Here is a 26,870-nt window from a genome sequence, read left to right as displayed (position 1 = left end):
GTACTTAATTTTGAGTAGCACTTAAAAAAGAAACATGAAAACAATTGAAATTAAAGGTACTAAACGTACTGATTTAGGTAAAAAAGCCACAAAAGAGCTTCGTAGCGAAGACAAAGTTCCTTGTGTAATTTACGGTGGTGAAGAAGTAATTCACTTTTCTGCTCCTTCAAAAGAATTCAAGAAAATTATTTACACTCCAAATGTATACATCATTAATGTTGATGTAGACGGTACTGTAATTCCTTGTATTCTTCAGGATAAGCAATTCCACCCAGTACAAGAACAAATTCTTCACTTAGACTTCCTGCAAGTTAAAGAAGATAAGCCTGTAAACATTGAAATTCCTGTTGAATTAAAAGGTTTGGCAGAAGGTGTTAAGGCCGGTGGTAAATTACAGTTAGAAAAGCGTAAGCTTAAAGTTCGTGGTTTGGCAAAAAACTTACCAGACACTTTGAAAATTGACATTACTAACTTAGGATTAGGTAAAACTATCCAGGTAGGTGCTTTGTCATACGATAACATCGAACTGACAACTGCTAAGAATGCAGTAGTTGTAGCTGTAAAACTTACAAGAGCAGCTCGTGCAGCAGCACAGCAAGCAGCAGCGAAGTAATTTTTATCATACAACATATAAACCTCCATATCCTTATATGGAGGTTTTTTGTATTTATAGACACTCATTTTATAAATTTGCTAAAAGCAAGTTAGTCTATGATACAATTTCTAAAATCCATCTTTACAACAACTAAAAAAGAAACAGAGGATTCGTCAATGAAATATTTAATTGTTGGACTTGGAAATATTGGTGAGGAATATGCCCATACCAGACACAATATTGGTTTCGATGTTTTAGAAGAATTGGCTCATTTAAACGATTTAGAGTTCAAAGAAGAAAGATATGGAGCTTTATGCACCTATAAATTCAAATCTCGCCAGTTTCTTTTATTGAAGCCCAACACTTATGTCAACTTGAGTGGTAAGGCTATCAACTATTGGTTACAAAAAGAAAAAATACCCGTTCAAAACCTATTGGTTATTGTTGATGATTTGGCATTACCGTTTGGTTCTTTGCGCCTGAAAACTAAAGGTGGCGATGCCGGACACAACGGTTTAAAAAGTATCCAAAGCATACTTGGAACTACTAATTATTCACGTTTACGTTTTGGCATAGGTAACGAATTTCAGAAAGGACAACAAGTTGATTTCGTACTGGGACGTTGGTCTGATGAAGAAAATGAGGCATTAAAAGACCGAAAGAAACTGGCTATTGATATCATTAAAGCTTTTGGAACTATTGGAGCTTCGCAGGCAATGAATCAATTCAATAACAAGTAATATGGAAAGTGCAGGAGTTCGTATCGATAAATTTTTATGGGCTGTTCGTCTGTATAAAACCCGAAGTCTGGCTGCAGAAGCCTGCAAGAAAGGTAAAGTATCCATCAATAAGCAATCAGTTAAGTCGTCGCGTATCATTAAAGCAGGCGATTTAATTGACATACGTGTAGCTCCTATTACCCGAACATACAAAGTTCTTGATATTTCCGAAAAACGTATGGGAGCAAAACTCACTCCTGGCTTTATCGAGGATGTTACTACTCCTGATCAACTGGAAATGCTCGAACTTGCCAAACTGGCTTCAAGTGCTCAACGCGACCGCGGCCTGGGCAGACCAACAAAAAAAGACAGACGTGACATTGAACGACTGCAACAAGGTGATTGGGAATAAAAACTGAAAGATTATGATTGTAGCAAGAGAAAAAAAGAAGGAAAATATAATTGAGTATATTCTTTATATGTGGCAAATCGAAGATTTGATTAGAGCTAACGAAGTTAGTATGTCAAATATAGACAAGAATATTATTCCCAGTTACAATCAAGGTGAAGATAAATTGCTTGAAATAAGGGACTGGTGGGCCAACCTTACTGAGATGATGCATCTTGAAAACAAGCACACAAGCGGACATCTGCAAATCAACATTAACACCGTTAACGAGGTTAATCATCTTCACTTGCAACTTATGAAGGCTCCTAATGAAGTAGCCTATCAACATCTGTTTAACAGTGTTTTGCCAACAATAAAAGAATTCGACCAGAAATCAGGTCAGAAGCTTGCTAATGATGTTGAGATATGTCTTACTGCCATTTACAGTACTTTTCTGTTAAAACTAAAAAAACAAACAGTTAGTCCTGAGACAGAGTTAGCTATTAAAGCAATCAGCAAATTCTTAGCAACACTGGCAAAAAAATATAAAGAAAACGAGAAGGGAGAACTGGAACTTTAGATAATCTCGCAGGTGGCTTTTCTGCCAAACCAACGATACCGATTACTGGCAATGTATAAATACATTTTTTGCAAAATCCATAAAGGTAGTATTCTTAGAAGGTAGGAAACCACTTTATAAATTCCACCCATTTGATTTAGAATAAGCAGAACAGCACTTGCACCGGCAATCATTTTACCATCTGAAATAACTGCAATTTCATTACCTACAATTATCTCAGAGTTCAATTCTGCCTTCGGGAGGTACTCGTCTATACGCTGAATAGGTATATAACTAAATCTCCGGCCCGGTTTTGTTTTGAGAAGTATACCAACCACACCCGAACACAGCCTGCACCATCCATCATAGAAGATAGTTGCATCAGGCTTTGAGTATGATGTAGTATGTTTCATTATCTAATGACAAGAATTATTAGCTTCTTCGTTACCTTTTTCAGTTTGATTATTATTGGTTTCCTGATCTGAATAAAGATTCTTATCAGAATTGAAGAAGTTTCCGGCATTCATAACAAATCCCTTATCTGAGAAAATATCATAGATAAAGTCCTTATCACTCACACCTTTACAAAAACATTTTCTTTCATTTACCATAAGCTTTGAATATTAATTGAATACTTTTATTATTTGAATTAATGTAAAATATCATAGGCATAAATACGGGTTAAGAACGCTTGTGATATTAAACAAAAAGGCGGTATTTAAGAAAAACACCACCTTTTCATAAAAGTTCATCTATCAATTATTTTTTCAAAACAATGTCAACTCTTCGATTAATACTTAAACGACTTTTTTTCGAGGTTTCATCCTGAGGTAATACATCATCCTCCCCTAAAACATGAAGTTCAAACCGTTCCCTATCGAGACCAAGATCTCTTACGAAAAACTGGAGAATTCTTTCACAACGTTTTCGACTGATCTCAATATTCTTGTCTCCCTCATCATATTCGTTAGCAAATCCATAAATATCAGCTTTCCACGATTTATTCTTGGTCATATTTAGGGCAAGTGTAGCCAATTCAACCAACGATTCTTTATCAATTTCATTATATTTTTCCAATTCAAAGAAAACAGTCACCAGATTTGCCGTTCCATAAATCTTTTGAGCATTATGAATAACCGTTACAGAATCTTTTTTAACAACCCGGCCCTCGCGATATTTCTTAAAGTCTTCTTCCAGCACTCTTATTTCACTAACCAAAGGATCATTCTTGGGAGCTCCAAAAACATTAAAACCATATCCTCGGTATGTCCAGCGACTATGTCGCTTATCTTTTTTACCAATTTTATAGCACAGGCTGATACTTGAACTCCAATATTTATCATTCTCAGCACCTACCAATATATTATCCAGTTTATCTTCTATTGACAGCCTCATGGTAGATTCAAAAGCCAGATCAAAACTTCTGTTTAAACGATATTGAACACCTACACCTATGGGCACAACAAATTCCTTTGCCCTTGCTTTCGACTTTGTTGGGTCGTCAGCATCATAACCTGAAACGATATAGCCATCCTCCTCATTGGCCGAGCTAAAATCTCTGTTGTGAACAAATTCATTTGTATCAGTATACCTTACTCTGTTTCGAAAAGCTGTTAAGCCAAACCCCAACTTGAGGTAGAAGTTCCATTTATCATTTAACGGACCCGGTAGTGGCAATATCTGATTGATATATGTCTCACTGTTAATGGAAAAATCCATTAGATTTCCTTCACTATAAAAAGTAGTATTACCACCTCGAAAATCAGAAGACAGGAATTGAAAATCAAAAGCCATCGCAGGAACCCACTGTTTTGATACTGAAATTATAGGACCAAATTTCCAGTGGGTTGGAAAAACCGAATAATCTGCCAGATCATTATACATTATGAGCGGTCCATATCCTAATGAAACAGACCATGTATTAAAACGTTTTTCCGAACTATAGCGCATGTGCTCAAAAATCACACGATTGTCGGTTGAATACTGGGCAAAGCAATAATGTCCGCTCAATGCAAGCATTAACAACATGCATATCTTTTTACTTAAATGCCCCATATTATTCAACAATTACAAACATATCAACCCGACGATTCACTAAATGCAAGCCATATGGCTGAAGTTTTTTTGTATCCGACAGCATTTCACTCTCTCCTCTTGGATCAATCTGGAACCGATCTGCCGGTATCTTAAATTGATTTACCATTGTATTCAACACAGACATACAACGCCTTTTACTTAAAGCAAGATTATATGCTTCTGATCCACGTTCATCGCAGTAACCAACGATTCTGATTCTAATCTGTTCGTTTGATTTCATTACACGAGCTAACTTCGCCAGTGTTCGTTCTGACCGTTTGGTGATATCAGATTTATCAAAATCAAAAAACACTGACTCTGAAATACCTTCCTGGTAAATGATCGATTCTGTATAAATAGTTGTTGTATCTCCGGCAAGTGAATCCTGCGCAGCTAAATATTTAATTTCAGATCTGATGGAATCCAATCGAATGGCCAATGGATCATTTTGTCGCAGACGTTTATATTCCATATTGAAATCCTTGTACGTCCAGACTGCATGTCGTTTGTTTTTTCTACCTATTTTATATGTCAGATTGAAGGATGTATACATGTAGCCATCGTTATCAGCACCCGTTAGATTTACATCCAGATTATCCGCATTCAGATTGCGCAACATTACTTCAGAGCCAATATCAAAATTCTTATTAATCCTATATTTGACACCTACACCAAAAGGAATAACAATTTCATTTTTTCGGTCTGTTTTGGAATCAGGCGCTCCCACCCCACTTCTTTCATAACCAACTGCCAGATAATCTTCGCGATCCCAACCATATGCATCAGGATAGCCAAAATTATAATCATAAACATGTTTCACTTTTAAAACATCACCAGGATGAAGCAACTCAATGGTACCATCCGGATTAGTATATGATCCTTCTGTCAAACGATATTGTTTACTTCTGAAATAGGTTAATCCAAATCCAATTTTTCCATATATATCCCATTTATCCTTAATGGGTCCGAACAACACCAATTGGTTTATTGAAAAGGTGACATTCAAAGAAAAATCAAGCAGATCACCTTTAAAGTAACGGGTATTTTTTTGACCATACATATCAGCCATCATAAACTGTGCATCCAATCCCCATGGACGATTAAATTGCTTACTCAGCATAATGGTAGGACCAAACTTCCAATCACTTTTAGGAAAAACAGTATAATCAATTACATCTACATAGTAGGTAACAGGCCCATAGCCAAGGGTAAGAGCCCAGGTATTATACTTATTTCCTTTTCGATAAATCTGTTCTTCCTTAAGGTTGGCAAAATCAATCTGAGCTATTGACGAGAAGCTAATAGAAGTCAATAGTAAAAAACAGATAAAGGTCAAAAAACGGTTCATATGCAAATATTTAGCACTAATGAGTAAAGCTAAAGCTTTTACTCGCGCCATAAAACCATAATTAAATAGTTTTTTTACTAAAGTGGTAAAAATTTACACGAACATTAATCATGCACAATTAAACTCATTATATACTTCAAACGTATACAAACAAATTATCACAGGTAATAACTATGTTACAATAATTTGAACAATGCAAAGAAGGAAATAACTGCAAAGAAAAAGCCTCTTCATGATGAAGAGGCTTTGAATCTATAATAAAGAAATAATTAATCCTTGAATTTTTGCAGACCGTCTAACAACCAGTTTTTATACTTTTCCACATCCGGATCGTATGCAACCGGATCATTAAGTGTATTTTCCTCTTCATCAACAAGAACATAATATGGCTGTCCTTGCTGCTGATAACGCACAAATTGAAATTCAGCCCATTTATTACCAACGGTTCTAATTTTCTTACCTGTTACATCAGATACATATGGTTCATCAAGTTTCTTTCTGTCATCAACATACAAGGACACCAGAATGTAATCGTTGGTTAAAATAGATTTAACTGATTGATTTGACCATACAGCATCTTCCATTTTGCGACAGTTTGTACATCCTAATCCAGTAAAATCCAATAACATTGGTTTATTTACTTTTTTAGCATAGGCCAGCGCTTTATCATAATCATCAAATGCCGGAATTCCTTGTGGTCCAGGGTGCATACCTTCTGGAAGCCCCATAGCATGATTATTATTACCAGAACTAATAATTCCTGGTGTTTCATTCCCTACTCCATATGGAGACTCTGCGTAGTTCTTTGGAGGAGGAAATCCACTAATCAGATTAACTGGCGCACCCCATAATCCAGGTATCATATAAATAGTAAAACTAAAAACAACCAAAGCTAACAGAAACCTTGGCACAGGAACATGATTCATCGGAGAATCATGAGGCAATTTTATTTTCCCCATAAGATAAAAACCCATTGCAGCAAAGACAGCAATCCATATTGCTATAAAAACCTCTCTCTCAAGAATATGCCACCCCATTGTCATATCAGCAATAGAAAGAAACTTGAATGCAAAGGCCAATTCTAAAAATCCTAGAACAACTTTCACAGAGTTTAACCAACCTCCTGATTTTGGTAACGAATTAAGATAGCCCGGGAAGGCAGCAAATAACGCAAAAGGAAGCGCCAATGCCAAAGAAAAACCCAACATTCCAATGATTGGTCCCATATAACCACCCGTTGCAGCCTTAACCAACAACGAACCTACAATTGGGCCTGTACAACTAAAAGAAACGAGTGCTAAAGTAAAAGCCATAAAGAAAATTCCTATAATTCCTCCTTTATCTTCGTTTTTAGTTGTAAAATTCACCCAAGAGCTTGGCATAACTATTTCAAAAGCACCAAAGAAAGATGCAGCGAAAACAACCAATAGTAGGAAGAAAAATAAATTAAACCACACATTGGTTGATAATTCGTTTAACGCACTGGCTCCAAAAATTGCAGAAACTGCAACTCCCAATATTACATAAATTGCAATTATTGAAACACCATAGGTAATTGCATTTCTAATGCCGGCAGCCTTTGTTGCACTTTGTTTGGTAAAAAAGCTTACCGTCATTGGTATCATAGGGAAAACACAAGGAGTTAATAAGGCTGCCAAACCTCCACCAAAAGCCAATAGAAAAATCGTCCAGTAAGACTCTTCTTCTTCAGTAGATGAGGCATCAGTACTTTCCTTAACTTCATTAGATGTTTGCTTTACCGTAAGTTCAAAATCAATCATTTCAGGAGGCATACATGTTTCATCGTTACAAATCATCGATTCAACATATCCTTTTACAGTAATATCTCCGGTTCCATTTAATTGAACAATCCTTGAAAACTTAGCTTCACCTTCAAACCATTGCAGCTCAGCTTTAAAAGTTTCATCGTAATATATCTTAGGTTCAGGAAACTCCTTGATTCCATCCAATACTGTATAAGCATCACTCTCTTCAATTTCTATACTGGTAGGAATAGCGGTCCCCTCAGGCAAAACAGAGGAGTATACATGCCAGCCATCATCAACAGTTGCTTCACAGATTACTTCTACTTTATTATCCTCTAATACTTTTGTCGAAAATTTCCAGGTAATATGTTGATCCATCTGAGCAAAAAGACTACCCATAACTGACAACATCATTACTAGTGCTAAAAATGTTCTTTTCATATTTAAATCTTGCTAATTGTATAATCCAGGTTTAAACATCAATGTTTGTAAATATTTTAATTGAGGGTTACAAATTCCCTGCCAATATATACACTTTTCTAGATATGTAAATGAAATTAATTTGTTAATGATCTAATAATTGATTCATTTCATATTTTTGCAGATAAATGCATTATTACTAACAAATCTACAATTTTAGATCTGAAATAAGTCTGAATTTTATCAACCTATTGAATATCTGACAATTCCATTATTAACAGGATTTTCACTTCCCATTTACAATTCATCTAATAGTAAGACACCTAAGAAGTAAAAAAGGGTGAATGCATTAACAAAATTTTAACATTAAATTTTACTGACAGATAATCCGACGAAATGACACACTGTTCATTTTCTGCCATTCATAATTCGAAAAATTATTTGAAAAAAGGACAAAAAAAAGGTTGACCTATGACAGGTCAACCTCATTATCTTCATTATCTACAATCTTGAATTCCAAGAAGCCCAGTGAGTCGGAAGGCATTACTTTCAAACCATGTGTGTATTTAAATTTCCATCGCAATACTTTAGACGGAAAACCTTTTTTAAGGTAAGCATACACAATAGGATGAACCTTCAGGATCAACTTCTTCATTTTAAGTGCTTGCACAGCTTTTTTCACAGCATCCTCCAATACCTTTGGCCAAAAAATAGCTGGTTGGATTGTGCCGGTACCGTTACAGGTCGGACAACTTTCCGTTGTTTGAATATGCATTTCAGGTCTTACACGTTGGCGGGTAATCTGCATCAAGCCAAATTTACTCAATGGTAAAATATTGTGCTTGGTTCGATCAGACGCCATGGCCTGTTTCATTTTTTCGAAAACCTTTTGACGATTTTCGTTATTCTGCATATCAATGAAGTCAACAACAATGATTCCACCCATATCTCTAAGCCTAAGTTGACGAGCAATTTCGTCGGCTGCTGCGAGATTTACCTCGAGGGCATTGTTCTCCTGGTTGGAGGCCGATTTAGAACGGTTACCACTATTAACATCAATTACATGAAGGGCTTCGGTATGTTCAATAATAAGGTAAGCACCGCTTTTAAACGATACTGTAGTTCCGAATAATGCCTTTATTTGACGATGAATTTGAAACTGGTCAAATATTGGAGCACCACCCTTATAGTGCTTTACAATTTTTTGTCGGTCAGGTGCAATCAAACCGACATAATCTTTTATTTCACTGCATACTTCTTCATTATTCACAAATATGGAATTAAATGTAGGATTTAAAATATCCCTTAATAATGCTGAAGTTCTGCCAATTTCACCAACAACCAAACCCGGTGCTTTCACATCCTTAATTTTGGCGGTATTTTCTTCCCACCTTTTAACTAATGTACGTAATTCTTTATCCAGTTCGGCAGCTTGTTTACCTTCGGCAACGGTTCGGATTATAACACCATAATTCTTAGGTTTTATACTCGTTACCAATCGTTTCAGGCGACTTCTTTCTTCTGCTGAAGAAATTTTCTGACTTACCGATACTTTGTCGGAGAAAGGAAGCAGTACCAGGTTTCTTCCTGCTATTGATAATTCTGATGTTAATCGAGGCCCTTTTGTTGAAATGGGCTCTTTGGCCACCTGGACCAAAACATTTTGTCCTGCTGTTAAAACTTCCGGAATGGTTCCATTTTTATTAATGTCTGGTTCCGGTTTAAGCTTGTGCAATGCAACAACTCCCTTTTTGTTGGAAGCAATATTCAAAAATTTCTGTAGGGAACGAAATTGTGGTCCAAGATCTAGATAATGTAAAAAGGCATCTTTCTCATATCCTACATCAATAAACGCTGCATTAAGGCCGGGCATAATTTTCTTTACCCTTCCGAGATAAATATCTCCAACAGCGAACTGAACATTACTTTTCTCCTTGCGGAGTTCTACCAAACGCTTGTCTTCCAATAGTGCCATTGAAAGATGATCGGGAGCAACATCTACAAACAGTTCTGCATTCACTATATGATCGCAATTTATTTCAAAGATCGTTGTATATAAATACAAACAACAAACAGAAAGTGAAACACTTTCTGTTTGCTAATTTTTCTTAGACTAAAGAAATTTATTTCTTCTTCTTATGACGGTTTTTTCTTAGTCTTTTCTTACGCTTGTGCGTAGCCATCTTATGTCTTTTACGTTTTTTTCCACTTGGCATGGTTTCACGTTTTAATTGGTTATACTTACTTTACGTTATTCTTCACTTTTGTAACAAAGCTCTTAGAAGGCTTGAATGAAGGAATAAAGTGCTCTGGAATAATAATAGTAGTATTCTTAGAAATATTACGTGCAGTCTTTTCTGCTCTTTTTCTCACTACGAAAGACCCAAAACCTCTCAAATACACATTTTTACCTTTCACTAATGAACCTTTAATAGTGTCCATGAAGGCTTCAACAGTCTTCTGAACAGTAACTTTCTCAATTCCAGTATTTTTCGAAATTTCGTTTACAATATCAGCCTTTGTCATTTTCTCTTAAAATTATTTAATTATCAATTATTTACAGCTAATTCTCTAAAATTCAGATTGCAAAGATAAATGAAATCTCAATAAAAAAAAACAAAACGATTATTTTTGCTTAAAATTTTAATAATGACGGATTTCGGAACACGATTGCTTGACTGGTATAATAACAATTACAGGAACCTTCCCTGGCGCCAAACCACTGATCCATATAAAATTTGGATATCAGAAATCATACTTCAGCAAACCCGTGTTGCACAAGGTTTAGATTATTATCATCGTTTCATTGATAACTTTCCTAATGTACAATCACTTGCACAGGCCAATGAGGAACAGGTACTCCGATTGTGGCAGGGTTTAGGTTATTACTCCAGGGCCAGAAATTTACATCAGGCGGCTAAAACAATTGTTGAAAAACACAATTCTCAATTTCCGAACACCTATAAAGAGATTCTTAATTTAAAAGGTATTGGTACTTATACTGCAGCTGCCATAGCTTCTTTTGCTTTTCAGTTACCATATGCTGTTTTAGACGGTAATGTCTATAGATTCATATCAAGAATAAAAGGAATAGACACACCCATTGACTCAACCGAAGGAAAAAAACGCTTTACCGAACTTGCCAATGAATTATTAAACACTAATGAACCGGCACACCATAATCAGGCTATGATGGAAATGGGAGCTGTTATCTGCAAGGCTCAATCTCCGGAGTGTGATCAATGTCCTTTTCAAACGGACTGTGTGGCTTTTCTTACAGGTCAAATACCCAACCTTCCGGTAAAAAGCAAGAAGATTAGCCAACGACACCGATACTTCAACTATTTTTTAGTCGACGAAACAGATACCTTATATATACAACAACGAAATGGAAAAGATATTTGGCAAAATCTCTATCAGTTACCATTAATAGAGTCTGAAAAGAAACTTTCTGCCAACTTTTTCAAAAAGCAAATAAATGAAAAGGTTAAATTATTGAATGAGACCAAACATATACTGAGTCATCAGATTATTCATTCAAGCTTTTTCCTGACAACGACAAATGCAATAGAAAAACTTGGCATCAATGATTATCAAACAGTAAAAAAAGCTGAATGCATTAATTATCCATTTCCACAATTAGTTGTTAACTTTTTTAACGAACAAAATATACCCGGATACAAAAAAGAGTAACGTTTGTTTTAAATTGAAAGTTTTGTACTTTTAAATTCGCAAATTTAATAAACATATAATGTCGGTTAATAAAGTAATTTTAGTAGGAAACGTAGGGAAAGATCCTGAAGTAAGACACTTCGAAAACGATGGTGCTGTAGCAAATTTTCCGCTGGCAACTACCGAACGAGGTTATACCACACGTAATGGACAGGAAATTCCGGACAGGACCGAATGGCATAACATTGTTGTATGGAGAGGCTTAGCCAAAGTAGTTGAAAGTTATGTAAAAAAAGGTACTCAGATCTATATTGAAGGAAAGCTCAGGACACGTTCATACGACGACAAAGATGGAAATAAGCGTTATGTAACTGAGATATATGCCGATAATTTGCAATTATTAGGAAGACGAGGTGACGGTGCCAATAATGGTGATTCCGGAATGGGTAGCCAACAATCTACAACGCCTCAATCACAGCCAATTTCTTCCCCTCCTCAAAACGATGATTTTTTGAAGGAAGATGAAACGGATGATCTACCATTTTAGTTCAATTTAAATAGATATTGATTGGAAGCTGATAGTATTCCCCTTATAATGCAGGCAAGCGTAGGAATTGATTTTCTACCTTTTTCGGTAAGTACTGCGTTTGCCATTCTCTTAAACCTCTTTTTCTTGTTGTCTTCAGGACTGATTTCTGGTTCTGAAGTTGCATATTTCTCGCTTGAACCTATTGATCTGGACAAGCTAAAAGAGAAAAATTCGAGAAAAAATAAACTTATTTTAGACCACCTTGATGACAAAGAGACTTTACTGGCAACAATTCTGATTGGCAATAACTTTGTTAATGTTGCAATAGTAATACTAACCTCATTCATTACAAGTGAACTGATTGTATTTAATGGCAACAGCTTGATTCAGATACTCATTGAGATTATTTTCATCACATCAATAATATTGTTCTTTGGTGAAATATTACCTAAAGTGTATGCTTCTAAATCACCTTTAATGTTTGCCGGCCTGATGGCTTATCCATTATGGATTCTTACAAAGATTCTTAGTCCGCTTAGCCTGATACTGACCAAATCAACTGGATTTGTTAATCGCAGGTTATCGCGTAGATTGAATAACCTTTCAATGGACGACATCTCTCATGCACTTGAATTAACAGGTAACGATATTACCGAGGAAAAAGAGATATTACAAGGAATTGTTAAGTTCGGTAACATCAATGTGGATGAAATAATGACAGCTCGAGTAGATGTGATCGATGTTGAGATAAAAAGTGACTACAACAAAGTATTACAAACCATTATTGATTCAGGTTATTCGCGCATACCCGTTTTCGAAGATACTCCTGATAATGTTAAAGGAGTTTTATACGTAAAAGACTTACTGGCTCATTTAGATAATGATCCTGATTTTAATTGGCAGAAACTTATCAGGGAAGCCTATTATGTTCCGGAAACAAAAATGCTGAATGACTTACTGGATGAATTCCAATCAAGAAAGATTCATATGGCCATTGTGGTTGATGAGTATGGAGGTACATCAGGCATTGTAACACTTGAGGATATTCTGGAAGAAATTGTTGGTGACATCAATGACGAGTTGGATGATGATGAAGATTTTTACACCATCCTTCCGGACGGATCCTATAGTTTTGAAGCTAAAACTCAAATTAACGATTTCCATAAAGCCACCAACACCGAAGAGGATTCATTTGATGATGTAAGAGGCGAAGCTGAAACACTTGCCGGTCTGATTCTTGAACTGAAAGGTGAAATACCTCAAAAGAACGAAAAGATTGAATACAAGAAATTTATCTTCACTGTTTTATCGGTTGATAACCGAAGGATTAAGAGGATAAAATTTGAGTTGAAAAAGGAGAAAAAGAAATGAGAAGAGGATGGACTAATTCAGTAATGTTATCATTATTTGCGATAACCTTAATTGCGATTCTGGCATCATGCAGGGGACACCAATCTCCAAAACCAAGAGGGTATTTTAGAATAGAATTTCCTGAACACAGTTACCAGTTATTCGACTCCACTTACCCATATAAATTTGAATATCCTGAATATGCCAAAATAGTGGCCGACACTTTACCAGACGCTGAGGCATATTGGTGTAATGTATCGTTCCCAACCTTAAACGGGCAAATTCATTTAAGCTACAAAACAGTTGGCGACCGTTTTTACGATTTATTGGAAGATAGTCGTAAGTTGGCTTATAAGCATAGCATTAAGGCAGATGCCATTAATGAGCGATATTTCGAAAATCCTGATAAACAAGTGATGGGTGTTTTATACGAAATCAAAGGCAATGCGGCTTCTCCTTTCCAGTTTTTTGTAACCGACAGCACAAAGCATTTTTTAAGAGGTTCGTTATATTTTAATACGGTACCTAACAAAGATTCGCTGGCTCCTGTTATTCAATTTGTGAAGGAAGACATTGAGCATCTTATCGAAAGTATTGAATGGAAATAACTGAACGATGCCACTGGAGAGAATAATAGAGAAAAACACACAGGGCAAAGTGGCTATCTGGCATTTAACAGAGAGTCTCGACGAGTTGCTTGAAATGATTGATTTATCTAATACTGATCAACAGGTATTTGATACATTTAAACTGGATAAACGCAAGAAAGAATGGATTTGCTCCCGAATCATACTACAGCAATTCATTAACGATTACCCACAAATAAACTATACTGATAACGGTAAACCATTTCTGGTTAATCAATCAAAGCACATCAGCATCTCACATGCTACTAATTTTGTAGCTGTTAGCATATCAGACCACCCAACGGCTCTGGATATTGAAATTTGTTCTCCACGCGTCGAAAAAGCAGCATCCCGCTTTGTTCATGATGAAGAATGGCAATTTATTACAGACAAAGAGAAAGTTAACTTCCTGACTTTAATCTGGTCTGCTAAAGAAACATTATACAAATACTTTGACGAATGGGGAGTGGTTTTTAAAGAACATTTCCGCATTAATGCTTTTAATATTTGTGAAAGAGGAGAATTCAATTCGCATTGTAGTTACAAACAACACGATCAGGATCTGATTCTTGATTACGAAATAACACCCGATTACGCATTAGTATATCATCTAAACAACAAAAATGATTTATAAGCAGATATCAGATAATTTCAAGCAACAGAAAAAACAACTTGCCTTACTGCTCGATCCAGATAAATTCGGAACTGAACAGATGAAATCACTATCTGCTTTATTAGATCGTGTCACACCCGATTTACTTCTGGTTGGTGGCAGTCTTGTGAGTACCGATACTTATGTCTTTCTTAATGAATTGAAGAAGCATATTCATTTACCGGTTGTTTTATATCCCGGTTCTTCAACTCAATATGCATCCAACGCTGATGCGGTTCTGTTTCTATCCCTTCTTTCGGGGCGTAATCCGGAATATCTTATCAGTCACCATGTGGCCAGTGCTCCATTAATCAAGGCTAACAATACTGAAACCATTTCGACAGGGTATTTACTGATTGACGGAGGTTGTACTACTTCTGTTCAATACATCAGTCATACCTTACCTATTCCAGCCGACAAGAATGACATTGCCATCGCCACTGCCCTGGCCGGTCAATACCTGGGAATGAAACTTATTTATATGGATGCCGGCAGTGGAGCTAAAAATCCGGTTTCTGCCGAAATGATCTCATCGGTTAAACAACAAATAGATATTCCGTTAATGATTGGCGGAGGATTGAACACTTCATCAAAAATTGAAACAGCCTGTAAAGCCGGTGCCGATATCATTGTTACAGGCAATGCTCTGGAAAAAGACCTTTCGTTAATTGAGGAGTTTAGTGAGGTAATAAAATCATTCAATCAATAGCTTCCTAAATCAATATCTGGCTTTTCGCCCATCACATGCTGTGAAATTAACTTACCGGTTATTGGTGCCAGACTCATTCCCATCATTGCATGTCCTGCTGCCACAAATAAGTTCTTATATGCCTTACTTTTACCAATATAAGGTACACCTGTTGGACTAAGAGGTCTCAACCCCTCCCAAACGGTTTGTTTTTCGGCTCTCATTGGTTGAATCGATGGAATTGCAGCACTCGTTTTATCTAGCATCGATTGTATTCGTTTCAGTCTTAACTCACCCACTCTTCCGCCAAATTCCATTCCACTTCCCAGCCTTACCTTATGACCCAAAGGAGTTAAAGCAACCTTGGCTTCTGATAAAATAGCCGGAGTCTTTAATGGTATTTCTTCTGATGGTATATCAATACTATACCCTTTCCCGGCAATAACAGGCAAAGATAATCCAATGGATCTGGCTATAAATGATGAATAAACACCAGCCGCCAAAACATAATCATCTGCATAAAATGTCTCACCTTTTGCCTTTACTCCGCTAATTCTCCCCTTATTTATCATGATCTTTTCAGTTGCTGTTCCATAATGAAAAACCACGCCAGACTCTTCAAGATAAGACTTCAACCAACGCATATGACTATCAGGAGAAACATTTCCATCACTTTCATATAATACCGCACCTTTTATATCAAGCGACAAACGAGGTTCCTTTTCCAACACTTCCGACAAGCTTAAAACATGGGTATTAATGTTTAAAGAATCTGCAATTTTTGTCAGCTCAGCTTCTTCATCCAATCCTTTATCAGTAGTGCACATCATCAATAATCCTTTATGCTGATATTGAGTTTTGTGATTGGATATTTTATCCAACTCTTGATATAATTTATGGCTTTCGTTATTCAACTGATAAAGGACAGGAATACCGTTCTTTACTTTGCTTTTATTCGCAGCCAGCAGGAAGCGGGAGAACCACCCAATATTTTTTATATTTCTTAGTAATGGAAGATAAACCGGACTTTTCGAATCAAAAATCATTTTTAATCCTTGATGAAGCATTGCCGGTGATGCCATTGGTACAAAGTGGCTGGGGACAATCAACCCACAGTTCCCATAGGAGCATCCACTTTCATCTTGTTGCTCTGCTGCCTCAACAACCTCAACTTCACAACCCTTTTCGTGAAGATAATAGGCACAATGGAGACCAATAGCTCCGGCCCCGATAATTAATACCTTCTTTTTCATAGACTATAACTTACCAACTACTCTGAAACCAAATGCATACGGATCATCCTCATCATCAATAATAATATGATTGTATCCTGTAATCTTAGCCCAGCCTTCAATACCAGGTACTATGGCATCAAAATCTCCAATCTTCAGGTCCGATTCTACCGTACCGATAAACTGACTGCCAATCACACTTTCATGTAAAAAAGATGATCCAACCTCCAGTTTACCCAATGAGTACCATTGAGCCATACGAGCCGATGTACCTGTTCCGCAAGGGCAACGATCGATGGCTTTCTCTCCATAAAACACTGCATTACGGGCATCTGCCTCTTCACTAATAGTATTACCAGTCCATAGCACATGACTCAATCCATTGATTTTTTCATTCTGAGGATGTACAAAACTGTATTTCTCATTCAACAGTCTCCTAACTTCACCACTGTATGAGATTAACTCATCTGCAGTAAAATGATGTAATCCAGAGAAGTTTTTCTGTTCATCAACAATGGCATAAAAGTTTCCACCGTAAGCAACATCAACGGTTAATTCACCCAAATCAGGACTCACAATGGTAAGGCCCTTTTTATACAAAAAGGATGGAACATTAATGATTTTTACAGAAACCACCTTACCTTTCTCATTTTGCTTGTACTTAGCCAACACAAGACCTGCAGGCGTTTCCAGTCGCAATTCACCGGGAGTATGTGGAGTAATTAAGCCTTCTTCGATGGCAATGGTAACGGTTCCAATGGTTCCATGACCACACATGGGCAGGCAACCACTGGTTTCGATAAACAATATACCTGCATCATTCTGAGGATTCTCAGGTGCAAATATCATGCTTCCCGACATCTGTTCATGACCCCGTGGTTCAAACATCAAACCCGTTCGAATCCAATCATATTCCGTTAAAAAATGCTCACGTTTTTCGAATATGCTTTTCCCCTTAAGGTTTGGAACACCACCGGCCACAACTCTTACTGGATTCCCGCAGGTATGTCCGTCGATACAAAAAAATTTTTTTTTCGCCATTTGTTTATGGTTAAAGGTTTAAGAGTTATGTGTATTAGTTAAATCTCTTCTCTGGTCCATTTGTTATCAACCCTGCGCCAGATAGAAAGAGGATTGCCATTTTGTAATTCCAGAGGTAATAAATGATCGGGAAAATCCTGATAACAAACAGGTCGAACAAATCGCTTGATAGCATCAACACCTACCGACGTAAATCGCGAATCACTGGATGCCGGGAACGGTCCCCCATGTTGCATTGCCGCACCTACCTCAACACCTGTTGGCACCCCGTTCAGCAGCAATCTTCCACACTTTTCAACCAACAAATTAATTAATGCCTGATTCTTACCTAACTCCTCTTCTTCAGCTTGAAGAGTTGCTGTTAGCTGTCCTTTTAAATTAGCTAATACCTCTACTAACTGTGAATCATCATCACAAACAACCAGCAAGCTAAACGGACCAAACACTTCTTCATGCAACTGCGGGTGTTTTATAAAATCAGAAGCAGAAACTGTGGCCACTGCAGGAGGTACAACTTCAGCATCAGCATCAATACCTTTTGCTACTAATTGAACTGTTGAATGAGACAGAACCTTATCAGCATTTATTTGATAGTTACGCAATACTCCATTGCTAAACATTCGCGCTCCTGAGGTTTGACTCACTTGCTTTGACAATTCTAAAACAAAATCATCAAATCCATCTGTTTTGGTAGTAACAATCAAACCCGGATTCGTACAAAATTGCCCTGTTCCCATATTTATCGAGGCAACCAAATTGGAAGCAATGGAAGCATATTTATTTTTTAAGGCATCTTTTAAAATCACCACAGGATTGATGCTTCCCATCTCTGCAAAAACAGGTATTGGTTCGTCGCGTTCACTTGCCAATTTTACCAAAGCCATACCGGCAATAGTCGACCCGGTAAATCCAACTGCTTTAGCAACCGGATGTTGAACCAATAATTTACCTGATTCAATCCCGTCCTCCTGAATCATTGAAAACACTCCTTTAGGCAATCCACTCTTTTCAATGGCTTTATTGATAGCAGAAGCAACCAACAAGCTTGTTTCTGGATGAGCAGGGTGACCTTTAACCACCACCGGATTTCCTGCTGCCAGAGCAGACGCAGTATCGCCACCTGCCACCGAGAAGGCTAATGGAAAATTACCTGCTCCAAATACAACTACCGGGCCCATAGGAATCAACAGTTTTCTTAAATCAGGTTTGGGTAAAGGTAGCCGCCCCGCATCACCTTTGTCGATTACTGCTTCTCTCCACGATCCTTCTTCAACCAAATCTGCAAATTTCTCAAGCTGACCAACTGTTCTTCCTCTTTCTCCCACGACTCTACCCTCCGGAAGATGTGACTCTTTTATTACGGTCTGGATAAGAGTATCACCAAGGTCAACAATTTCTTTTCCAATTAACCTTAAAAAATCAGCTCGTTGCTTGCCTGAAGTTTTCTTAAAGATGAGAAATGCATCAGCAGCATGCTGCATTGCATTCTCAACTTCCGTCTTAATATCAGTCATAAGTAATTTTTTTAATTATAAACAGGTCGATTCTTCAAAGCAGCTTCAATAGTTGCTACAATTCCTTCTCGCTCAGCTCCTGTTATTATTTTTCTAGGTGCGCGCACATACTCCGTTCCTATCCCTGTATAAACTTCACACAACTTAATATACTGAACCAGTTTAGCATGAATATCCATTTCGAGTAATGGCATAAACCAACGATACAACTGAACGGCTTCTTCGATTTTACCTTGTTTGGCTAATTCAAATAACACAACTGTTTCTTTTGGAAAGGCACAAACCAATCCTGCCACCAAACCATCAGCCCCCAGTAAAAGAGCTTCCAGGCAAAGCGTATCAACACCACCCATAATCTTAAAGCGATCGCCAAAAGCATTTTTCATTCGGGTAATATTGGTCAAATCACGGGTTGATTCTTTCACAGCTTCAATATTGCTCACATCTTTCAGTTGCTCAAACATATCTACTGTGATTTCAATTTTATAATCAACCGGATTATTATAAAGCAAAATCGGTAAGGATGTTGAGGAAGCCACTTCTTTGAAATACGCAACTGTTTCCTCTGCATCGGCCTTATACAAAAGTGGAGGCAATAACATCAGGCCATCAGCCCCTTCTTTTTCAGCTCTTATAGCAGCCTCAATTGCTCTTTCAGTGCTCGACTCGGCAATATTCATGATAACCGGCACTTTTGACCGATAAGGTTGAAGTGCCTGTACCAGTTGAATTTTCTCATCGGCACTCAGCGTACTGGATTCACCCAATGATCCTCCCAGAATAATTCCAGAAACACCTGACTCAATCTGGTGTTCTATGTTTTTAATAAAGGCTTTTATATCAAGCTCTCCATTTTCTTTAAACTTCGTTGTTACTGCTGGATATACTCCTGTCCAGGTTGGTTTCATACTTATAGTTTTAATGATTAATCTACATTACAAACATATCGGATATTTATATCCTTTTTTACTCTTATATTAACCATTTTTTGAACTATTTATTCTACTTTTATAGCATTAACTATATTTAATGGTAATTTAAGGCATTTTATTACTTATGAAAGCTATCAGATTTATCATTCCTAAAACCGGCAATAATTCTTTTCGCCATCAGGTCGATAAAGGATCAACTTTCTATGACAATATTCATTATCACCCTGAACACCAGATAACACTCATTTTAAAAGGAGAAGGAACCAGCTTTATTGGCAATCATATCGAGCGTTTCCAACCCGGTGATATATTTATGATTGGGAAAAACGTACCGCACGTAACCCGATGTGATGAAGTCTATTATGAGCCTGACTCCGAATTAAACGTTCACAGTATTTCGCTTTTCTTTAAGGATGAGTCATTTGGTCAGCAATTCTTTGAAATTCCGGAAATGGCGCATATTAAAAGGTTATTGACAGAAGCTACAAAAGGATTAAGGCTTGAAGGTAACGACAAAACTGAAGTATCCCAATTAATAAAAGATTGCCAAACACAGGATGGCTTCGAACGATTTCAAACATTTATGAACATCCTCAATATTTTTGCTCAATCAAAAGATTGCCGCAGCCTGTCAACTATAAGTTATCATACACCAATCAAACAAGCTGATAATGAAAGAATCAATATTGTATTTCAGTATTTATCCAAAAATTTCAAGGAAGACATTGAATTACAGGAAATTTCAGAAGTGGCAAATATGACTCCAAATTCATTCTGTCGTTATTTTAAACAACGAACCGGGAAACCATATACAGTTTTTTTGAACGAAATGAGAATTGAATACGCTGGTAACTTAATTGCTGGCACAACAGACAGTTTTGGAAATATTGCAGCAAAATGTGGCTATAACAGTATTTCTTACTTCAACAGGCAGTTCAAACAAATTACCAAACTAACTCCTCTTCAATACCGAAAAAAATACAATTGAAAAGGATAGTATAGCCAGTCAAGTGATTAAAAACTACAATAATTTGATAAACTCATTAAAAAATTAAGTAAAAAAGAAATTTTCTTGTAACTTATTTCGGTAACGCAACGAATAATTTTGGTATGAACTTAAGAAAATACAGGGTTCCGGAGATTGTTTATGGAGATAATTCAATTGGCCTTGCTGCCAAATTTGCTAAAAACTTCAATGCAAACAAGATTCTTCTGGTAACCGATTCTGGTGTACAGAAGGCGGGATGGGTAAAAGAACTGGAAGAATCGTTACAGGAAAATCAACTCAATTACATTATTTATAACAATATCACTCCAAATCCCAAAGACTATGAGGTGAACGAAGGAGCTAAATTGTACATAAAAGAAAAATGTAATCTTATTATTGCCATTGGAGGTGGTAGTGTAATTGATTGTGCGAAAGGAATTGGTATTGTTTGTACAAATGGCAAAGACATTAACGAATTCGAAGGTGTTGATAATATTCGTGTTCCAATGACTCCATTAATCTGTATTCCTACAACAGCCGGTTCTTCTGCCGACATCTCTCAATTTGCCATCATTTTAAACACCCATAAACAAAAGAAGATAGCCATTATTAGCAAGGCACTTGTTCCTGATGTAGCAATTATTGATGCCATAACTACTACATCAATGGATGCTGAATTAACTACCAATACGGGGATTGATGCCTTGGTACATGCCATAGAAGCGTATGTTTCTAACGCCAGTTCTGTATTTACAAATATAAATGCACTAAAAGCTATTGAATTACTGAGCAACAATTTATTGACTGCAGTTAATGAACCTTATAATGTGGAAGCCAGAAACAATGTAATGAAGGGAAGTATGCTGGCAGGTATAGCATTCTCTAATGCCAGTTTAGGAATAATTCATGCAATGGCCCACAGCCTGGGTGGATTGAAAGATTTACCACATGGAGAGTGCAACGCTATTTTAATGGATTATTGTATAGACTTTAACTTCGAAAGTTGTCCTGAAAAATTCAAGGATATTTATATAAGTATGGGAGGTGATATTAAAACACCTGACGATCAGATTAAGGCTAAGCTAACAGATAAAGTAAAACAATTAGCACGTTCACTTGGTGTTGCAACTTCATTTAACCATTATAATGTTGAAGATATCAACATTGAACAAATTACCACCAATGCTTTTTATGATCCTTGTATTGCAACAAATCCAAGAGTTGTAGAGTTAGAGGACATCAAAAAGCTATTTACAAAACTACTATACTAAATAAGAAGATTTCAACAGGTTCATGTATGAGTGAATATAACGACGATAAGGAAGCTATTAGAAGAAAAGTTCTTGGTCTCGGTGAAGATTCCGTTAGTAAAAGCTATTATCCTCAGCTTCAGCAACACATTCATGAATTAGAGCAAAAAACTAAAGCTCTGGAAACAAAAACCATTGAACTGAATAAAACAATTGAAGATCTTGTAAATACTAAGATATTACTTGAAATTGAAGAAGAGCGCTTTAGAGAATTGTTTGAAAGTGCCAATGATGCCATCTTTATTTTTGATACCGTTGATCATTGTGTTGAATGCAACAATCAGGCTTTAAAACTTCTGCAATATGACAGCAAAAATGATGTAATGGGACTTAGTCCAATAGATTTTTCACCCGAATATCAGGCAAATGGAGAATTAACCGTTACAGCCCTAGAGAATTACAAAACAAAACTGATGGGAGGTGAATCACAAATATTTGATTGGGTAGTAATAAGAAAAGATAAATCGCTGGCTTATACTGAAGCATCATTAAATAGTATTACGATTGGCGATAATAATTATGTACAGGCAATTGTAAGAGATATTACAAAACTTAAAAAGCTGGAACAGGATTTCAGTTTGGCAACCATCAGAACTGAAGAAAGAGAAAGGGTTCGATTTGCAAAGGAGTTACATGATGGCATTGGTCCCATCTTATCAACCATTAAACTATACCTTCAATGGCTGAATGACACCGATAACCAGGATCATATCGAGATCATTAAGAAGAAAATTAATGAAAGTATCAACGAGGCTACCAAATCAATTAAAGAAGTCTCACAGAACCTAAGTCCACATGTTTTAACAAATTATGGCCTGATTGAAGCTCTGAATATTTTTATTGAAAAAATAAAAGAAACAGGTAAGTTACAAGTTAACCTGAAACACAATTTATCTCAACGATTGGATAAAGACCTTGAAGTAATGTTTTACAGGGTAACAACCGAGCTTATTAATAACACAATAAAACATGCAGGCGCCAGTACCTCAGAGATTACCATAAAAAAAGAAGGTGAAATTATTTATTTTACATACTCCGATGATGGAAAAGGTTTATCTGAGGATCATAGGAATAAAACCAACCTGGGTATGGGTATCAACAATATTATAAACAGAGTAAAAAGTGTAGGCGGTATAATCGATTTCAAACAAAAGAAAGGAAAAGGATTTAAGGTGAAAATAATTGTTGCCACTCACCTTTCGAACGGAAATGATATAGATTAATAAAAGGTAAAACAATCAGGAAATGAACACAGATCTTCCCAATATAATATTAGTTGATGACCATGATTTATTCAGAGATGGCTTAAAAACACTACTTGAGCTCAATAATATTGGTAAGGTTGTAGCACAGGCTTCAAACGGACTGGAATTTATAGAGTTGCTGCACCACAATGATGCTGACCTTGTTTTAATGGATATTGAAATGCCCCGTATGAATGGTATTGAAGCCCTTCAGAAAGCAATGGAAATTAAACCTGATATAAAAGTATTGGCAATTTCAATGTTTACAGACCATCAGTATTATTACGACATGATGACTTCAGGTGCTAAAGGTTTTGTATTCAAAACAGCAAACCTCGAAGAATTATCAAATGCAATCAGGTCTGTTTTAAAGGGCGGCACCTTCTTTTCAGCAGCTTTATTACAGGAAATGATTATAAAATACCGTCAGGAAAAAAATCAAACGGATAGTCAGCCCGAAATAGAACTAAATTCGAAAGAAATAGAGATACTTACCTATATGGTGGATGGTTTATCGGCTAAAGAAATTGCAGACAAAACAAACCTTTCTCCCAAAACAGTTTCGAATTATAAAACCCTTATGCTTGAAAAAACAGGCAGTAAGAATGCTGTAAGCCTTGTTGTATATGCCATTAAGAATCAACTAATAGAACTATAACATTTCCTTCCGACAAGTTTTCCCTAACCCACTACATGGAAAACCCTCAACAACAATAAGGTAAAAATACCCTATAAATTCCTACAAATTACCTCTAAAAAACGCCTCCTGGGTACTCTATCTTTACATCATCAATAAAAGATGAAGAGTGGGAGTATTAAAAAACCTATGTATCGGGTTAAAACTAACTAGAACAATGAAACTAATTGTTGTTGACGATAATAAGAGCTTCCTGGAAGCAGTGACCTTCTTTTTAGAAGAGAAGTTACACTACAATGTTATCGATCAGTTTAGTTCGGGGGGCGATTTATTGAGTAGTAGTAAACTGAATCAGGCCGATATCATATTATTGGATATTGAAATGCCTGATATGAATGGATTTGAGGTAGCCAAAAGATTATTATACAGGTATCATCACCTGAAACTGGTTGCCGTAACAAATCATTCAGACAGTGTTTTTCTGAACGACCTGATTGGTTCAGGCTTCAGAGGGTTCGTTCCGAAAAACACTGTATTTGATCACATGTCTAAAGTATTAACAGAAGTACACAATAATAGTTACTCTTTTCCAACCAACCTAAAACTGAAGAATCTTACACAAGAAATAAACTCAAAAAGGGGGGAAACATTATGAAGTTTATTAATGATATCAGAATAGGTGCCAGACTCAATATAATTTTGGGGCTAACGATAGCAGTAATATTTATTGCTTTAACAATCTACACGGTTTCAATGGAGAAGAAAACCTTTCTTGAAGATGCCCATAACCGGTTGACAGAACAGGTTGATGATATCTCAAGATTTCTAAAAAACGAAATCAAATTAAACCAGGAAGAAATAGATATAGGTTTACACTACGTTGAATGTTACATTAACAACTTAGGGGAAATAAAAATTGATCATCGCGATGAGAACCAATACACTGCTATTAACCAGGCGACCAAAGAAGAAAGTTCTGTTACTCTTAACTCATGGACTATTGGGGGTAATAAAATACATGGTAATCATGCAATTGTTGATGCCATTAAAGAAAAGATTGGCGGTACCGCTACTATTTTCCAACGCATACCGGGTGGATATTTAAGAATTTCAACCAATATTTTAGATAACAATGGGCAAAGAGCCGTAAATACTTACATTCCTAACAGTTCACCTGTAGCACAAACTGTTAACGATGGTAAAACATTTTTTGGTAGAGCCTTTGTTGTTAATGATTGGTATCTCACAGGATACAGCCCGATCGTAATCGACGGTAAAGTTGAAGGTATGCTCTATTTTGGAGTGAACGAAAAAGATCTGAGTGGGCTAAAAGAAATATTCTATTCTAAAACCTACTATGAAAATGGATATCCATTTTTATTGGAGGCTGATGGCGAAATACTGATTCACAAAACAGAAGAGGGGAAAGACATTTCAGAAGAATCAATATTTAAACTGATAACAGAATCAGGTAAGGAACAAGATAAGATACGAACCAACTGGAGAGACGAAGACGTTGAGATTTATTATGAATATGTTGATGAAGTAGATTCTTATGTAGTCATTACAGTATTTCATGATGATTTAATGAAGTCGGTTAGAGAGGCACGGAGCTCAATTTTATTATCAATGTTTATATCACTGGCTCTATTCTTTATAATTAACACATTATTAAGCAGAAACATAAGTAGAGGATTAAACAAAGCTGTTGATCTGGCCAAGGCCCTGGCCGAAGGTAACCTTACACATCAGCTTGATATTAGTCAAAAAGATGAAGTTGGTATTTTGGCCAATGCATTAACCATGATGTCTTACAAATTAAAAGAGGTTATATCAAGTGTACAGCAGGGAGCCAGAAATGTATCGGATGCAAGTATGCAATTAAGTACTGCCTCTGAACAGATTTCACAAGGAGCTTCGGAACAGGCATCATCCACTGAGGAGGTATCTTCATCAATGGAAGAGATGGTAGCAAATATTGAGCAGAACAACTTCAATTCAGGAAAAGCAGAAGAAATTGTACAAACCACTGCACAAAATATTCAGATCGGTTATGATACAGCTAAAGAAGCAGCAGTATCTATGATTGAGATTGCAGAAAAGATTCAGATCATTAACGAAATAGCAATGCAAACCAACATCCTGGCCTTAAATGCAGCAGTAGAGTCGGCAAGGGCGGGAGAGCATGGCCGGGGGTTTGCTGTTGTTGCCGGAGAAGTTCGCAAATTAGCTGAGCGTAGTAAAATAGCTGCCAACGATATATTTACGGTTTCAAATAATGGCGTTGCAAAAGCCAGAGTTGCAGGCGAACGACTGGAACAGGTTGTTCCTCAGATGGAGAAAGCTGTGGGACTGGTAAAAGAGATAGCTGCTGCATCACACGAGCAAAACCAGGGATCGGAACAGATAAATTCAGCTATACAGGAGTTAAGCAATATAACACAGCAAAATGCTGCAGCCAGCGAAGAAATGGCAACCAGCTCAGAGGAATTGGCCAGTCAGGCTGAACAACTAAGTGAGATCATGTCATTTTTTAGAGTATAAAACCAAGTTCATTAATATCTATAATCTACATTACCTCTAA

At 36.6% G+C, this 26,870-nt stretch carries 27 protein-coding genes; 16 read left to right on the top strand and 11 right to left on the bottom strand.

Annotation, left to right across the window (positions count from 1 at the left end; all coding sequences use genetic code 11):
• Nucleotides 1–34: 34 nt before the first annotated feature.
• The 4 genes from ACRD62_RS05145 (at nt 35) to ACRD62_RS05130 (ending at nt 2,282) form a co-directional block, all read left to right on the top strand.
• Nucleotides 35–613: a 50S ribosomal protein L25/general stress protein Ctc gene (locus ACRD62_RS05145; protein WP_430819060.1), complete on the top strand. Its 579-nt coding sequence runs from the start codon at nt 35–37 to the stop codon at nt 611–613.
• A 98-nt stretch (nt 614–711) separates the two neighbouring features.
• The gene (gene pth, locus ACRD62_RS05140) at nt 712–1,335 is read left to right on the top strand and encodes an aminoacyl-tRNA hydrolase (protein WP_430819059.1); all 624 of its coding nucleotides are present in this window, start codon (nt 712–714) and stop codon (nt 1,333–1,335) included.
• Between the two features lies 1 nt (nt 1,336).
• A complete protein-coding gene (locus ACRD62_RS05135) occupies nt 1,337–1,726 on the top strand; it encodes an RNA-binding S4 domain-containing protein (RefSeq protein ID WP_430819058.1) in 390 nt (129 codons plus the stop codon).
• 13 nt (nt 1,727–1,739) lie between these two features.
• Complete coding sequence (locus ACRD62_RS05130; RefSeq protein WP_430819057.1) at nt 1,740–2,282, top strand: DUF4924 family protein; 543 nt, start codon at nt 1,740–1,742, stop codon at nt 2,280–2,282.
• On the opposite strand, the gene ACRD62_RS05125 is transcribed toward ACRD62_RS05130, so the two are convergent.
• From ACRD62_RS05125 to ACRD62_RS05095, 7 genes are all read right to left on the bottom strand, one after another.
• Nucleotides 2,279–2,674 (bottom strand): thiol-disulfide oxidoreductase DCC family protein, encoded by a 396-nt coding sequence (locus tag ACRD62_RS05125; protein WP_430819056.1) that lies wholly within the window; start codon nt 2,672–2,674, stop codon nt 2,279–2,281. The two genes, ACRD62_RS05130 and ACRD62_RS05125, sit on opposite strands and share 4 nt — an antisense overlap.
• 3 nt (nt 2,675–2,677) lie before the next feature.
• On the bottom strand, nt 2,678–2,872 hold the full coding sequence (locus ACRD62_RS05120; RefSeq protein WP_430819055.1) for a hypothetical protein: 195 nt from the start codon (nt 2,870–2,872) through the stop codon (nt 2,678–2,680).
• Between the two features lie 148 nt (nt 2,873–3,020).
• A complete protein-coding gene (locus ACRD62_RS05115) occupies nt 3,021–4,289 on the bottom strand; it encodes an OmpA family protein (protein ID WP_430819054.1) in 1,269 nt (422 codons plus the stop codon).
• 28 nt (nt 4,290–4,317) lie between these two features.
• Entirely contained in the window at nt 4,318–5,736 is a 1,419-nt protein-coding gene (locus ACRD62_RS05110; RefSeq protein ID WP_430819053.1) for an OmpA family protein, read from the bottom strand.
• Between the two features lie 218 nt (nt 5,737–5,954).
• Entirely contained in the window at nt 5,955–7,892 is a 1,938-nt protein-coding gene (locus ACRD62_RS05105; RefSeq protein WP_430819052.1) for a protein-disulfide reductase DsbD family protein, read from the bottom strand.
• Between the two features lie 448 nt (nt 7,893–8,340).
• Complete coding sequence (locus tag ACRD62_RS05100) at nt 8,341–9,891, bottom strand: Rne/Rng family ribonuclease (protein ID WP_430819051.1); 1,551 nt, start codon at nt 9,889–9,891, stop codon at nt 8,341–8,343.
• A 221-nt stretch (nt 9,892–10,112) separates the two neighbouring features.
• Complete coding sequence (locus tag ACRD62_RS05095; protein WP_321407662.1) at nt 10,113–10,397, bottom strand: HU family DNA-binding protein; 285 nt, start codon at nt 10,395–10,397, stop codon at nt 10,113–10,115.
• Between the two features lie 123 nt (nt 10,398–10,520).
• On the opposite strand from ACRD62_RS05095, the gene mutY reads away from it, so the two are divergent.
• From mutY to ACRD62_RS05065, 6 genes are read left to right on the top strand one after another with little or no spacing between them, the layout of a single operon-like run.
• On the top strand, nt 10,521–11,564 hold the full coding sequence (gene mutY / locus ACRD62_RS05090; RefSeq protein WP_430819050.1) for an A/G-specific adenine glycosylase: 1,044 nt from the start codon (nt 10,521–10,523) through the stop codon (nt 11,562–11,564).
• A gap of 58 nt (nt 11,565–11,622) precedes the next feature.
• Entirely contained in the window at nt 11,623–12,090 is a 468-nt protein-coding gene (locus tag ACRD62_RS05085) for a single-stranded DNA-binding protein (RefSeq protein WP_430819049.1), read from the top strand.
• Nucleotides 12,091–12,111: 21 nt separating this feature from the next.
• On the top strand, nt 12,112–13,443 hold the full coding sequence (gene gldE, locus ACRD62_RS05080; protein ID WP_430819048.1) for a gliding motility-associated protein GldE: 1,332 nt from the start codon (nt 12,112–12,114) through the stop codon (nt 13,441–13,443).
• Entirely contained in the window at nt 13,440–14,030 is a 591-nt protein-coding gene (gene gldD, locus ACRD62_RS05075; protein WP_430819047.1) for a gliding motility lipoprotein GldD, read from the top strand. The genes gldE and gldD overlap by 4 nt, the downstream gene beginning before the upstream one ends.
• A gap of 7 nt (nt 14,031–14,037) precedes the next feature.
• Nucleotides 14,038–14,682 carry a 4'-phosphopantetheinyl transferase family protein gene (locus ACRD62_RS05070; RefSeq protein WP_430819046.1) on the top strand — a complete coding sequence of 215 codons (645 nt, stop codon included), beginning with the start codon at nt 14,038–14,040 and terminating at the stop codon, nt 14,680–14,682.
• Nucleotides 14,672–15,409, top strand: coding sequence for a phosphoglycerol geranylgeranyltransferase (locus tag ACRD62_RS05065; RefSeq protein ID WP_430819045.1), 738 nt, complete (start codon nt 14,672–14,674; stop codon nt 15,407–15,409). Before ACRD62_RS05070 ends, ACRD62_RS05065 begins: the two co-directional genes overlap by 11 nt.
• Here the strand turns inward: ACRD62_RS05065 and ACRD62_RS05060 are convergent.
• Genes ACRD62_RS05060 through ACRD62_RS05045 form a run of 4 tightly spaced genes read right to left on the bottom strand, consistent with a single transcriptional unit; the run spans nt 15,403 to nt 20,083 of the window.
• Nucleotides 15,403–16,641 (bottom strand): NAD(P)/FAD-dependent oxidoreductase, encoded by a 1,239-nt coding sequence (locus tag ACRD62_RS05060; RefSeq protein ID WP_430819044.1) that lies wholly within the window; start codon nt 16,639–16,641, stop codon nt 15,403–15,405. The genes ACRD62_RS05065 and ACRD62_RS05060 overlap by 7 nt on opposite strands.
• 3 nt (nt 16,642–16,644) lie before the next feature.
• Nucleotides 16,645–17,661, bottom strand: coding sequence for a 4-hydroxyproline epimerase (locus ACRD62_RS05055; RefSeq protein ID WP_430819043.1), 1,017 nt, complete (start codon nt 17,659–17,661; stop codon nt 16,645–16,647).
• Nucleotides 17,662–17,699: 38 nt separating this feature from the next.
• The gene (locus ACRD62_RS05050; RefSeq protein WP_430819042.1) at nt 17,700–19,175 is read right to left on the bottom strand and encodes an aldehyde dehydrogenase (NADP(+)); all 1,476 of its coding nucleotides are present in this window, start codon (nt 19,173–19,175) and stop codon (nt 17,700–17,702) included.
• A gap of 11 nt (nt 19,176–19,186) precedes the next feature.
• Nucleotides 19,187–20,083 carry a dihydrodipicolinate synthase family protein gene (locus ACRD62_RS05045; RefSeq protein ID WP_430819041.1) on the bottom strand — a complete coding sequence of 299 codons (897 nt, stop codon included), beginning with the start codon at nt 20,081–20,083 and terminating at the stop codon, nt 19,187–19,189.
• A 148-nt stretch (nt 20,084–20,231) separates the two neighbouring features.
• Here ACRD62_RS05045 and ACRD62_RS05040 point away from each other — a divergent pair, with 148 nt between their 5' ends.
• The 6 genes from ACRD62_RS05040 (at nt 20,232) to ACRD62_RS05015 (ending at nt 26,830) form a co-directional block, all read left to right on the top strand.
• Nucleotides 20,232–21,095, top strand: a complete 864-nt coding sequence (locus ACRD62_RS05040; RefSeq protein WP_430819040.1) for an AraC family transcriptional regulator — start codon at nt 20,232–20,234, stop codon at nt 21,093–21,095.
• 122 nt (nt 21,096–21,217) lie between these two features.
• Nucleotides 21,218–22,366 (top strand): iron-containing alcohol dehydrogenase, encoded by a 1,149-nt coding sequence (locus tag ACRD62_RS05035; protein ID WP_430819039.1) that lies wholly within the window; start codon nt 21,218–21,220, stop codon nt 22,364–22,366.
• 26 nt (nt 22,367–22,392) lie between these two features.
• Nucleotides 22,393–23,628 carry a PAS domain-containing sensor histidine kinase gene (locus ACRD62_RS05030; RefSeq protein ID WP_430819038.1) on the top strand — a complete coding sequence of 412 codons (1,236 nt, stop codon included), beginning with the start codon at nt 22,393–22,395 and terminating at the stop codon, nt 23,626–23,628.
• Nucleotides 23,629–23,650: 22 nt separating this feature from the next.
• Entirely contained in the window at nt 23,651–24,307 is a 657-nt protein-coding gene (locus ACRD62_RS05025) for a response regulator transcription factor (RefSeq protein WP_430819037.1), read from the top strand.
• Nucleotides 24,308–24,503: 196 nt separating this feature from the next.
• On the top strand, nt 24,504–24,941 hold the full coding sequence (locus ACRD62_RS05020) for a response regulator (protein ID WP_430819036.1): 438 nt from the start codon (nt 24,504–24,506) through the stop codon (nt 24,939–24,941).
• Nucleotides 24,938–26,830 (top strand): methyl-accepting chemotaxis protein, encoded by a 1,893-nt coding sequence (locus ACRD62_RS05015; RefSeq protein WP_430819035.1) that lies wholly within the window; start codon nt 24,938–24,940, stop codon nt 26,828–26,830. The genes ACRD62_RS05020 and ACRD62_RS05015 overlap by 4 nt, the downstream gene beginning before the upstream one ends.
• The last annotated feature ends 40 nt before the right edge of the window (nt 26,831–26,870 follow it).

It is taken from the genome of Carboxylicivirga caseinilyticus (assembly GCF_050589785.1).
Lineage (GTDB): Bacteria > Bacteroidota > Bacteroidia > Bacteroidales > Marinilabiliaceae > Carboxylicivirga > Carboxylicivirga caseinilyticus.
This window is presented reverse-complemented; position numbering and strand designations above follow the sequence as displayed.